Source organism: Galbibacter sp. PAP.153 (genome assembly GCF_037029175.1).
Lineage (GTDB): Bacteria > Bacteroidota > Bacteroidia > Flavobacteriales > Flavobacteriaceae > Galbibacter > Galbibacter pacificus.
In genome coordinates this window covers 90971-103591 of sequence record NZ_JAZEUN010000016.1, presented here as the reverse complement: position 1 = coordinate 103591, position 12621 = coordinate 90971, and the positions used below count along the sequence as shown (strand labels likewise).

Sequence of the window (12621 nt, the reverse complement as noted above, 5' to 3'; positions counted from 1 at the left end):
GTATGGGAAAACTTTACTTTTTTTATATCGAACTCACGTTAAAATAATGAAAGTACAAACAGTATTTAGACTAGACGAAAATTTAGTAGAAGCATTAAAAAAAAGGCTAGGGCTCAAAAAAGAAGCCTCAACAACTATATTGAATATATTTTGTATCAAGTTGTAGGTGACATCCCCAATGATGAAACAATACAAGCCATACAAGATGCAGAAAACACCAAAAACCTATCTTCTACAGACAACCTAAAAGTCTATAAAGAAAGATTATTAAAAGAAGATGTGTAAATTACTTGAAACAAGAAAATTTAAAAAAGGTAATTAAACAAAGCTCTGAAAATCTTGACATAATTTTTATAGTGTTAGAAATTCTTAAAGAGAAAGGTATCGATGGTATTCCAATAACCATGAAACCTCACAGACTTAAGGGAAATTATAAAAACAATTGGGAATTCCATATAAAGCCTGATTTATTTAAGTAATAGATTGCTATATGCAAACTTCATTTTTATCACGAAAAGATAAAATCAACAAAAATGGACGCAACATTTTCAGTAATTGTACTGGGAGGAGGATTATTGGAATATAACACTTTGATTAATGCAAAAAATGAAATTAAAACACCCCTCTTATATTCCCTTCAAAAACCAAAAACCCTTAAAAACGAATGTTTTTAAGGGTTTTTATGTTGGCCTACAAGGACTCGAACCTTGAACGACTGAACCAAAATCAGCTGTGTTACCAATTACACCATAGGCCAGTAAAATATGCTTCATCAGGGGTCTTGCCCGTAAAAGCAGGTGCAAATTTATAACAAACTTTTAGATGCACAAATATTTTTTTAAATAATTTTTTGTTCTTTTACCGCTCCCCTGTTAACATTTTTCAAAAGTAAGCCAGTTTCACTTATTATTTATTAAATTCGCCTGCATTATATAATTAAAAACATGACCGCAACTCAGTATAAAAAATGGGATACTATCCTTGGATGGATAGTTTTTTTAATCGCATTAATTACATATCACTTAACGGTAGAGCCAACATCCAGCTTCTGGGATGCGGGGGAATACTTAGCAACTTCGGCCAAATTACAAGTGGGGCACCCTCCTGGAGCACCTTTTTTCCAGATGATAGGCGCCTTTTTTGCCATGTTTGCCCCTAATGCAGAATCGGTAGCCATTACGGTTAACCATATGTCGGTTTTTTCAAGTGCCTTTACCATTTTGTTCATGTTTTGGTCTATTACCAATATTACCCGAAAATTAGCCTTGAAATCGGGAGAATTGACTTCCGGGAAATATATGGCCATACTTGGCAGTGGTCTTGTTGGGGCATTAACTTTTACATATACCGACAGTTTCTGGTTTAATGCTCTTGAAGCCGAAGTTTATGCCATGGCCATGCTCCTTACATCGCTTATGGTTTGGCTTGGACTCAAGTGGGCAGACGATATGCACAACCCAAGAGGGCACCGCTGGCTTATTTTAATATCATTAGTGGTTGGACTATCTTTTGGGGTCCATTTCATGGCCTTGTTAACCATTCCTTCACTCGGGATGATTTATTATTTTAAAAATTATAAAGAATATAATGCAAAATCTTTTATATCCGCCAATGTAATTTCAATAGCCATTTTATTGTTTATCTTCAAGCTTTTACTGCCCAATGTGCTAAAAGTTTTTGGTTATTTGGAAGTGTTTTTTGTAAACAGCATTGGGCTTCCGTTCAATTCGGGAACAATCATTGCCGGAATTATTATTGTGGTATTGTTTTATTTCGGCCTGAATTACACCCGAAAAAAGAACTACAAATTAATAAATACGGTAATTTTAAGCATCCTGTTCATCCTTATAGGTTTTTCCACTTGGATGATGGTGCCCATACGTGCCAATGCTGGAACCGTTATTAACGAGAACAGCCCTACCGATGCCCGCCAGTTATTGGCATATTACAACTTGGAACAGTACCCCGAAACGCATTTGTTTTACGGACCTATGTTTACCGATGCCTTTGCGGGCCAGGATCCTGATGACCCATATATAGATGATAAACCAAAATACGAAAGGGACTATAAAACCAAAAAATATGTAATTGTAAACAATTACAAAGATGCCAGGCCCGGGCCAAACCATGCCCAAGAAGGTTTCATGCCGAGAATGTGGAGCAGCGAGCACGCGGCCAACTATATGAGGATAACCGGCCCCGTAAATATTATGGTAAAGCCTCAATACAGAAGTGAAAAACAATTAACCGATGCCGTAAGCCAATATAAAAGAGAACTGGAAAACGGTACTATCGATGCCGATGAATACCTTAACTTTATTAAACAGTTTAACGAATTCCTTATAGTTGAGAAACCCAGTTTTTGGCAAAATATGCATTACCTGTTTGAGTTCCAGATGGGATATATGTACTGGCGTTACTTTATGTGGAATTTTGTGGGGAGGCAAGACGACATACAAGGAAAACTGGACAACCACGGAAATTGGTTAAGTGGTATTAAATTTATAGACGAGTGGCGCTTGGGTTCTCAAGACAATCTGCCATCGGATGTTTTAAACAACAAAGCCAGAAACACGTACTTCTTTTTACCTTTAATTCTTGGCCTTATTGGCTTTATTTTCTTGGTGAAAAGCAGTAAACAGCAATTTTGGGTGCTGTTCGCCCTTTTTCTCTTTATGGGACTGGCCTTAAAAATATACCTAAACGAACGCCCCTTTGAACCACGCGAGAGAGACTATGCCCTGGTGGGTTCTTTCTTTGTGTTCTCTATGTGGATCGGCATGGGCGTTTATGCGCTTTTTGATGAATTTAAAAAATACCTTTCCCCAAAAACATTGGCACCTATTATTACGGCTATATGCCTGCTTGCAGTTCCATCTGTAATGGCTTACCAGAACTGGAACGACCATGACCGATCGGACAGGTACACGGCACAGTCCATGGCAAAATCGTATCTCGATTCTATTGAAGAAGATGCCGGGGCCATGCTCTTTACCATTGGCGATAACGACACCTTCTCTTTGTGGTACGCTCAGGAAATTGAAGGCTACCGCACCGATGTAAGGACCATAAACACCAGCTTGTTCGCTACCGACTGGTACATCGACCAAATGAAGCGGGCCGCATACGAAAGCAAACCTATCCCGTCTCAATTAACACACGATAAGTATGCCTATGGCGTCAGGGATGTGGTTTATTACCAGCAATTAACCGATGAGCGTTGGGATATTAAACGCTTTATGGATTGGATTGCCAACGATGATAATACCATAAGGAACCTTATTAAAAAACGTGGTGGTGATCCAAGCCAATATCCAGAAAGCTATTTAAATTTACCGTTCTACCCTACCAATAAAATCAGGGTTCCCGTAAACAAGAAAAATGTTTTGGAAACTGGTTTGGTGAAAGAAAAAGATGCTGCCGATATTGTTGATTATATAGATATTGATCTTCCAAAATCTGCTTTGCCAAAAAACAGATTGCTCATGTTGGACCTTCTCGCAAACAACAACTGGGAAAGGCCTATCTATTTTACGGGCGGTAGTTTTGACCCTGCCGAATATTTATGGATGAAGGACTACTTGCAACTAGACGGACTTGTATACAAGCTCGTTCCAATAAAGACTCCTATCGACAAGAACAATCCATATGAAATGGGCAGAATAGACGAAGACCTCATGTATAATATTGTTACGGAATGGGATTGGGGCAATTCTGAATCGCCTAATATTTACCATGACCCCGAAACCAGAAAAAATAGTATTTCGTATCGGGGCAATTTGGCAAGGCTGTCAGAAAAATTGATAAATACCAACAAAAAAGATAAAGCCAAAGACATTCTTAACCTTGCCATGGAAAAAATGCCATTTGGTTATTTTGGTTATTATGTTTTCCTTGAGCCGTATGTACAAGGTTATTACGAGGTCGATGAAAAAGAAAAGGCAAGGGAACTCTACCAAGAAGTCGCCAAAAAATATCAAGAAAGCCTCAACTATTATAGCAATCTTGATATAGACGATCAATATTCGTATGCATCAGATATTGTAAGCGATATAGAGCGTTACAGGAGCCTGCTCGATATTGTGGTAGCGCACGACGAAAAAGATTTTGCATTGCCAGAGACACAGACCTTTAACCAATACCTAGAGCGCTTTAGTCATTTTTACAGAAGACCCGGAAGTGCTCAACCAACACAGGTTCCAGAAGGAGATCCCATAATAGACGGAAATCCAACCGAAACCAATATAGATTCGGCCGCGATGAACGAAACCAAAGACGTTACCCCTCAAATGGAAGTAGATTCACTTCCCGTGGAAAACAACTAAAAAAAAGGCAAAGCCGCTAAGTATGCTTAGTGGCTTTGTTAATTATATCTTATGAAAGCATATTTGGTAAAAACCCCACAAGTGATCAAATCGCTTTATAAGGATTATATATGGGAACTGGAAACCGGCAAAAAGGAGGTTTTTTTAACTTTTGATGACGGTCCGACCCCCATTGTTACCAATTTCGTTCTCGATGAATTAAAAAAACATCAGGCTAAAGCAACTTTTTTTTGTATCGGAAAAAATATTGACAGGCACCCCGATATATGCAAACAAATTATTTCTGAAGGCCACTCCATAGGAAATCACACACACAATCATTTAAACTGTAAAAAGCATCTTCTTAAAGATTATATAGGCAATGTTTTATTTGCTGATAAATCCCTTGCCGGATTTTTGACCCCAAATGCGCCAAAATTGTTCAGGCCACCATATGGGCGGATTTCCAGAAAAGCATCAAAAGAATTAATAAAACAAGGCTACAAAATTATTATGTGGGATGTTTTGAGCGCCGATTTCGACTTGACCAATTCAGCTAAAAAATGTATTGAAAATGTGCAGAAACATATAAAGCCCGGAAGTATTATCGTTTTTCACGACAGCAAAAAGTCCTTTCCAATCCTAAAAAAAGTACTTCCTGAAGTTTTAAGTTCTTTGTCTAAAGAAAATTACAATTGCCGTGCTTTGTAAAAACACTAAACGTACTCTTGCAACAAACCAATAAGCGTATTGGCATCTTGCTCGCCACTTTGGCGCCATACCATTTCACCACTTTTGTAGATCATCAAGGTTGGCAAGCCCTTAACCCTTAATGCTTCGGCAAGTTCCTGATTTTTATCGATATCTATTTTTATAACTCTCGCTTTATCCCCAAGTGCCGCGGCCACGTCCCGAAGTACCGGGTGCATAGCTGTAGACGATTCGTTCCAATCGGTATAAAAGTCTAAAAGAACCGGAATACTACCGGCAATTAACTCTCCAAACTTTGACATAAATGTTCAATTTTAACATCTTTATTAATCAAATGTAATAAAAAAAGTAATAAAATACGCCAAACTAACTGTTTGACAGCTTTTTTGGCCGCATGTACTATACTACTGGTTTAATTTTCTTCTTTAATTCAATTACCGTAATCTCCGGCCAAATTCCTACACGCCCCGGATAGCCTATAAAGCCCAGCCCACGGTTAACGTTTATAAACTGCCCCATTTTTTCGTAAACCCCGGCCCAATATTTATACCTGTATTTTACAGGACTCCATTTAATTACGCCCGGGATTTCTACCCCAAACTGCATTCCGTGCGTGTGCCCGCTCAAGGTTAAATGGTAATGGTACGGATGTTCTAAAACCTGATATTGCCAATGCGAAGGATCGTGGCTCATTAAAATTTTAAAATCTTCTGGCTTAATATTTTTTATTGCCTTTTCAAGGTCTCCTGCTTTTTTAAATCCGCCTTCGCCCCAATTCTCAACACCAATTAAAGCAATTCGTTGTCCGTCTTTTTCCAGGTAACGGCTTTCGTTCAGTAAGAGGTCGAAGCCCATATCCTTTTGAATTTTCTTCAATTCGTCAAGGTTTTCTTTTTTTGCTTCTTCTGAAGGCCACTCGGCATAATCGCCATAATCGTGATTCCCTAATACCGAAAAAACCCCGTCTGTGGCATGCAATCTTGAAAAAGTTTCCTTCCACGGATGCATCTCGGTAGCAACGTTGTTTACCAAATCTCCGGTAAACAATAACACATCCGAGGCCTGCTTGTTAATAAGGTCTACTGCATATTCTATTTTCTTTTTATTGTCGAAGCTTCCGCTGTGGATATCTGATATTTGTGTAATCCGGTAACCATCAAAAGCGTCGGGAAGGTCATCAAACTCTAATGTATATTTCAACACTTGGTAATCGTATTTTCCTTTGTACATTCCATAAAGCAACGACAAAAAGGGAACTGCGGCAACGCCCAGCGCAATACGGCTTATAAATTTTCTCCTTGACGGAAAAGTATTTGAAGCAACGGCACCCGATTGAAAAATTTTACCAAACAACCATCCAAACAAACGCCCCAAATCTTCAATCAGCATAAAAATTCCGGAGAAAAAACCCAGCGTCATAAACGCCAAAAAGAGCCCTACCGAAATTCCCATGGCATGAGACATTCCCTGAGATCTATCAAAATGGTTAAATTGAAGATATACATTCACCAAAACGGCTACAAATGCAAGTGCATAAGCTATTTGCAGATATGGGTTTCTAACTAAGGTTCTAAAGGCTTGAAAGCCATAAAAGGCTCCAATGAGGTAGATAATTCCTAAAACAATAAAAAAACGCGACATATTTTTCTTTCTCGAACTTTTTCAACAAAAATATCTTATATACAGCAACTTACAGATATTTTAGAGTTTATTTAACTTTATTTACAATTTGCCGTATCCTATTTTGGTCGGATTTTTTCACAAAACTTTCGTCAAAAGCATTGTTGTTGAAGGATATGGGAGGTGGCGCTTTTAAAACCTTGACAGGTACCGATGCCGAAAAATGAATCTCTGCAAAGCCTTTTTCCTTAAAATTCAAGACATTCTGTTCGTCGACCCCACTTCCCGGCATGATTTTTATATTCTTTCCATATTTATTTTGAAGCACTGTTAAAAGCGGCAAACCATCTAACGCTTTGGGCTGCTGTCCGCTCGTTAACAGCCGGTCGCAACCTAGGCCAATTAGGTTTTTCATGGTTTCATCTGGATTCGGCACCCAATCGAAAGCCCTGTGAAATGTAAATGAAAGGGGTTTTGCTAATTCAATTAATTCTTTGGTCCGCTCTGCATCCAACGTATTATCTTCGTTTAAAACCCCGGACACAATTCCTTTACAACCAATTTCCCTACAAAATTTTATATCTTCTTTCATTACCTCAAATTCGGCATGGGTATAGGTAAAATTTCCGCTTCTCGGCCGTATCAGTACAAAAACGGGAATGGAAAGTTTTTCAACCACTCTTTTAATCACCCCATAAGAAGGTGTAATTCCCCCAACTTCCAATTCTGCACAAAGTTCAATTCTATCGGCACCCCCCTTTTGGGCATTGCAGGCAGATTCTACAGAATTGGAACATATTTCTACAATCATATTCCTTATATTTAAACCGTAAAAATAATCAACAATAAGGTATGCAACGAAGAAATTTCCTGAAAAAGACCGGATTAGGCGCAACGGGTCTTGCCTCCATCCCTTTTTTATCATCTTGGTCAAAACCTATAGGTGAAATCCAACCGAAAACCATAAAAAAAGCTGTAAGGCCCATTGTTGTGTGCACATGGAATTTCCACAATGCCACTTCAAAAGCATGGGAAATTTTAAATAGCGGAGGAAACGCCCTCGATGCGGTAGAACAAGGCGTAATGATTGAAGAAGCCGATGTTACCAACCAAACGGTGGGAAAAGGCGGCCGTCCGGACAGGGACGGGAACGTAACGCTCGATGCCTGTATTATGAACAAAGAAGGGAATTGCGGTTCGGTTGTATACCTGCAAAACATAACCCACGCCATATCGGTAGCCCGAAAGGTGATGGAAGACACGCCCCATGTAATGCTTGCCGGAAAGGGTGCCGAGCAGTTTGCTTACGAAAAAGGGTTTGAAAAGGAAAACTTGCTTACCGAACAGTCGAAAAAAGAATGGCTGGAATGGAAAAAGGAATCGAAATACGAAACCATCATTAATATTGAAAACCACGACACCATTGGTATGCTTGCCATTGATGAAAGCGGCGATATTTCTGGAGCGTGTACCACCAGCGGCATGGCCTATAAAGTGGGTGGACGTGTGGGCGATTCGCCCTTGGTTGGTGCCGGACTTTTTATAGATAATGAAGTAGGCGGCGCCACAGCAACCGGTGTTGGCGAGGAAGTAGTGAAAACCGTGGGCTCTTTTTTAATTGTGGAGTTAATGCGGCAAGGGAAATCGCCACAAGAAGCTTGCGAAGAAGCCGTAAATCGTATTGTATCAAAAAACAAAAATTACAACGATTTTCAAATAGGTTTTCTAGCCATTAATAAAAATGGGGAAACCGGGGCTTATTGTATTCATCCAGGGTTTAGTTACAGCAAATACAACGGAGCGGGACAAAGCGATAATCCATCGGGTTCTTTTGTAAAGAAATAATCTCTATTCGCCAAAAATGATCAAGAACCAATTTGTAATTAAATCATTTTGAGTTTTCTGTTTTCCTGCAAGGTTTTTTTCAGACCTTGTAGGTATTATCGCGGTTTTATATATTTATTTTATTAAACATCGACTAAAGTGGCATTAACTTAGCAATGCTTCAGCTTAAACTCATATAACTTTTTTAACTTTACAACTTTCAACTTCAAACACAAAAAACATGTCTGACCAGAAAAGACTTTTTCTTTTAGATGCGTATGCATTGATTTTTAGAGGATATTACGCATTTATTAAAAACCCGAGAATTAATTCCAAAGGCATGGACACATCGGCAATTATGGGGTTTATGAATTCGTTGCTGGATGTCATCAAAAGAGAAAAGCCCGATCATTTGGCCGTTGCATTCGACAAAGAAGGCAGCAAGGACCGTGTGGAAATGTTTGAAGCCTACAAAGCCAACCGAGATGAAACCCCGGAGGCCATCCGCATTGCCGTGCCGATTATTCAGGAAATCCTCAAGGCCATGCACATTCCGTGCATTGAAAAACCCGGCTACGAGGCCGACGACATTATTGGAACTCTGGCCAAACAAGCCGAAAAAGCCAATTATAAAGTATATATGGTAACGCCCGATAAAGATTTTGCGCAGCTGGTTTCTGAAAATATTTTTATGTACCGTCCCGCACGCATGGGCAACGGCATTGAAATATGGGGCATTCCCGAAGTGCAAAAAAAGTTTGAGGTTGAAACCCCCGACCAAGTAATCGATTTTTTGGGGATGATGGGCGATGCCGTTGATAATATTCCCGGCCTGCCCGGTGTGGGTGAAAAAACGGCCAAAAAATTCCTTCAGCAATTTGGCAGCATGGAAAACCTTTTGGCCAATACCGATCAGCTAAAAGGGAAAATGAAAGAAAAAGTAGAAGCCAATGCCGAGCAAGGACTGCTTTCAAAAAAATTGGCCCGCATTATGCTCGATGTTCCGGTAGCATTTCATGAGGAAGACTTTGAACTCAACACGCCCGACTTACCCAAAGTGCAGGAAATTTTTCAGGAACTGGAATTTAGAAGGCTTGCCGAAAACCTATTGAAAACTTTCGGCCAGGAAGCTTCAACTGAAGAAACCCCTGCCGAAACCAACAAAGGTAAAGTAAACAACAGCCTGGACGTACAATACGACCTTTTTGGCAATAATGAAGCAGCTGAAGAAAACACGACTGCCATTTCGGGCTACAAAACCATTGAACAAGTACCGCATTTTTATCAGCATGCCAATACACCGCTTGCCAGAAAACTATTGCTTCAAAAATTATTACAACAAAAAAGCGTATGCTTTGATACCGAAACCACCAGCATAAAATCGTTGCAGGCCAAATTGGTGGGCTGTGCTTTTTCGTGGGAGCCCGGCACCGGATTTTATGTATCCTTTCCCGAAAATCAAGAAGAAACCAAAGCTATTTTAGAAGAATTTAGACCTTTTTTTGAACATAAGGACATTCAAAAAATTGGGCAGAACTTAAAATACGATATCAAAGTATTGTCCAATTACAACATGCCCGTTGAGGGGCCTATTTTTGATACCATGATTGCGCATTATCTTATCAATCCCGATATGCGCCACAATATGGACGTGTTGGCCGAAACCTATTTAAGCTATTCGCCCGTTTCCATTGAAACCCTTATTGGTAAAAAAGGGAAAAACCAGCGCTCCATGCGAACCGTTCCTATAGAACAACAAACCGAGTATGCGGTAGAAGATGCCGATATTACCCTTCAGCTTAAAAACTTATTCGAACAGGAACTGCCCAATCGAAATGCAAAAAAATTGTTCGAAGAAATTGAAGCCCCATTGGTAAAAGTGTTGGCCGAAATGGAAATTGAAGGCATCAATTTGGATGAAAAATTCCTACATTCCCTCACAAAAGACCTTGTTGATGATATCCTCCGGTTAGAAAAAGACATCTACGAACAAGCCGGAGAAGAATTCAATATTGCATCGCCAAAACAATTGGGGCCTATTTTGTTCGACAAATTAAAACTGGTAGACAAACCCAAGAAAACCAAAACCGGGCAATATTCAACTGCAGAAGACGTGCTTTCTTACCTAGCAAAAGACCATAAAATAATAGCCGATATATTGGAATGGCGCCAACTCAACAAATTAAAAAGCACCTATGTAGATGCTCTGCCAAATGAGATCAATCCAAAAACGGGTCATGTACATACGGTATACAGCCAAGCAGTGGCAGCCACGGGAAGATTGAGCTCCAACAACCCTAATCTACAGAATATCCCGATCCGTACAGAAAGAGGCCGGCAAGTACGAAAGGCCTTTGTGCCAAGAAATGAAGATTATACACTGCTGGCCGCAGATTATTCTCAAATAGAACTACGGATTATTGCCGCTTTAAGCGAAGAAGATAATATGATTAAAGCCTTCAAAAACGGAGAAGACATCCATGCATCTACGGCAGCACAGGTATTTAAAGTCGATATCGATAAAGTAACCCGCGAACAGCGGAGCAATGCCAAAACAGTAAACTTTGGAATTATTTATGGGGTTTCTGCCTTTGGGTTGAGCAATCAAACTACCTTGAACAGGACAGAGGCCAAAGAACTCATTGACACCTATTACCAAACCTACCCGAAACTAAAAGCCTATATAAGCAAACAAGTACATTTTGCGCAAGACCATGGCTATGTAGAAACCATTTTGGGCAGGCGCCGGTATTTAAAAGACATTAATTCCCGAAACCAAGTAGTAAGAGGTGCCGCCGAGCGGAATGCCGTAAATGCACCCATTCAGGGAAGCGCCGCAGATATTATTAAAATTGCCATGCTAAACCTTCAGAAAAAATTAAAAGAAGGCAATTTTAAAACCAAAATGTTGCTACAAGTTCATGACGAATTGGTATTTGACGCCTACAAAGAAGAACTCGATACTGTAAAAGAGCTTATTAAAACCGAAATGGAAAATGCTTATAAATTAAGTGTTCCTTTGGATGTAGAAGTAGGTTTGGGCAAAAATTGGTTAGAGGCGCATTAACATAACCCACTTAAAACCAATTTGTTTTATTCAACAAATTATTAACACCCGCTGTTTGTAAATAATAGAAATAATTGTACTTTTGCACCCCATTATCCCAATCCCGATAGCTATCGGGACTTTTGGGGATGGGAATGGAATGTTTAATTTTTTAAAAAAAGTTAGTGTGGATACATTAAGCTACAAAACAATTTCGGCAAACAAGGCTACTGTAAACAAACAGTGGGTTTTGGTTGATGCCGATGGTCAGACGCTAGGACGTCTTTCTTCTAAGGTAGCCAAACTACTTAGAGGTAAGTACAAGCCTAATTACACACCGCATGTTGACTGTGGAGATAACGTAGTTATCATCAACGCAGAAAAAATCAACTTAACCGGAAATAAATGGAACACCAAAGAATATGTGCGCCATACCGGTTACCCAGGCGGTCAAAAAATAACAACAGCTACAGAACTTTTCCAAAAAGATCCTGCTCGTTTGTTAGAGAAATCTATTAAAGGAATGCTCCCTAAAAACAAATTAGGCGCAGATTTATTCCGTAATCTAAAAGTGTACGCTGGTGCAGAGCACGCTCAAGGAGCTCAAAAACCAACTGCAATTAACTTAAACGATCTTAAATAATGGAAGTAATTCACAAAATCGGTAGAAGAAAAACCGCCGTTGCAAGGGTGTATGTTTCTGAAGGTAAAGGAAACATCACTATCAACAAAAAAGAATTTACGCAATACTTCCCAACACCAACATTACAGTACAAAGTACAACAGCCTCTTACATTAACAGAGAATGCCGAGAACTTTGACATTAAAGTAAATGTGTACGGTGGAGGTGTTACAGGACAGGCAGAAGCAATACGCTTGGCTATTTCCAGAGCACTTTGCGAAGTAGATGTAGAAAACAGAGGAACCTTAAAACCAGAAGGATTGCTTACAAGAGATCCAAGAATGGTAGAACGTAAAAAATTCGGTCAGAAGAAAGCACGTAAGAAATTCCAATTCTCAAAACGTTAATTTCAATTCTGAACTATTTGTTTCAGAATATGCAATTTTCTTAACGAAATTATTTTTTGAAACAAATTGGAATTTTCAATTATTGAA

General features: G+C 39.4%; 10 protein-coding genes and 1 tRNA gene. 7 read left to right on the top strand and 4 right to left on the bottom strand.

Features of this window, described 5'->3' with window-relative positions; all coding sequences use genetic code 11:
* The first annotated feature begins 150 nt into the window (after positions 1–150).
* Entirely contained in the window at positions 151–285 is a 135-nt protein-coding gene (locus UXI14_RS11885) for a hypothetical protein (RefSeq protein WP_335966310.1), read from the top strand.
* A gap of 400 nt (positions 286–685) precedes the next feature.
* Here UXI14_RS11885 and UXI14_RS11880 read toward each other — a convergent pair.
* Positions 686–757: transfer RNA gene (locus UXI14_RS11880), tRNA-Gln, on the bottom strand.
* Between the two features lie 187 nt (positions 758–944).
* On the opposite strand from UXI14_RS11880, the gene UXI14_RS11875 reads away from it, so the two are divergent.
* Entirely contained in the window at positions 945–4325 is a 3381-nt protein-coding gene (locus UXI14_RS11875; protein WP_335966309.1) for a DUF2723 domain-containing protein, read from the top strand.
* A 51-nt stretch (positions 4326–4376) separates the two neighbouring features.
* Positions 4377–5015 (top strand): polysaccharide deacetylase family protein, encoded by a 639-nt coding sequence (locus UXI14_RS11870; RefSeq protein WP_335966308.1) that lies wholly within the window; start codon positions 4377–4379, stop codon positions 5013–5015.
* Between the two features lie 5 nt (positions 5016–5020).
* Here the strand turns inward: UXI14_RS11870 and UXI14_RS11865 are convergent, their stop codons facing one another.
* The 3 genes from UXI14_RS11865 to UXI14_RS11855 form a co-directional block, all read right to left on the bottom strand.
* Positions 5021–5317: a thioredoxin family protein gene (locus tag UXI14_RS11865; protein WP_277900296.1), complete on the bottom strand. Its 297-nt coding sequence runs from the start codon at positions 5315–5317 to the stop codon at positions 5021–5023.
* A gap of 97 nt (positions 5318–5414) precedes the next feature.
* Positions 5415–6656 carry a metallophosphoesterase gene (locus UXI14_RS11860; RefSeq protein ID WP_335966307.1) on the bottom strand — a complete coding sequence of 414 codons (1242 nt, stop codon included), beginning with the start codon at positions 6654–6656 and terminating at the stop codon, positions 5415–5417.
* 67 nt (positions 6657–6723) lie between these two features.
* Positions 6724–7446, bottom strand: a complete 723-nt coding sequence (locus UXI14_RS11855) for a copper homeostasis protein CutC (protein ID WP_335966306.1) — start codon at positions 7444–7446, stop codon at positions 6724–6726.
* A 41-nt stretch (positions 7447–7487) separates the two neighbouring features.
* Here UXI14_RS11855 and UXI14_RS11850 point away from each other — a divergent pair, with 41 nt between their 5' ends.
* The 4 genes from UXI14_RS11850 to rpsI all read left to right on the top strand — a co-directional run bounded on the left by UXI14_RS11850 (position 7488) and on the right by rpsI (position 12534).
* A complete protein-coding gene (locus tag UXI14_RS11850; protein ID WP_335966305.1) occupies positions 7488–8480 on the top strand; it encodes a N(4)-(beta-N-acetylglucosaminyl)-L-asparaginase in 993 nt (330 codons plus the stop codon).
* Positions 8481–8700: 220 nt separating this feature from the next.
* A complete protein-coding gene (gene polA / locus UXI14_RS11845) occupies positions 8701–11526 on the top strand; it encodes a DNA polymerase I (RefSeq protein ID WP_335966303.1) in 2826 nt (941 codons plus the stop codon).
* A gap of 166 nt (positions 11527–11692) precedes the next feature.
* Positions 11693–12148, top strand: coding sequence for a 50S ribosomal protein L13 (gene rplM / locus UXI14_RS11840; RefSeq protein ID WP_277900301.1), 456 nt, complete (start codon positions 11693–11695; stop codon positions 12146–12148).
* A complete protein-coding gene (rpsI, locus tag UXI14_RS11835; protein WP_277900302.1) occupies positions 12148–12534 on the top strand; it encodes a 30S ribosomal protein S9 in 387 nt (128 codons plus the stop codon). The genes rplM and rpsI overlap by 1 nt, the downstream gene beginning before the upstream one ends.
* Positions 12535–12621 lie beyond the last annotated feature (87 nt).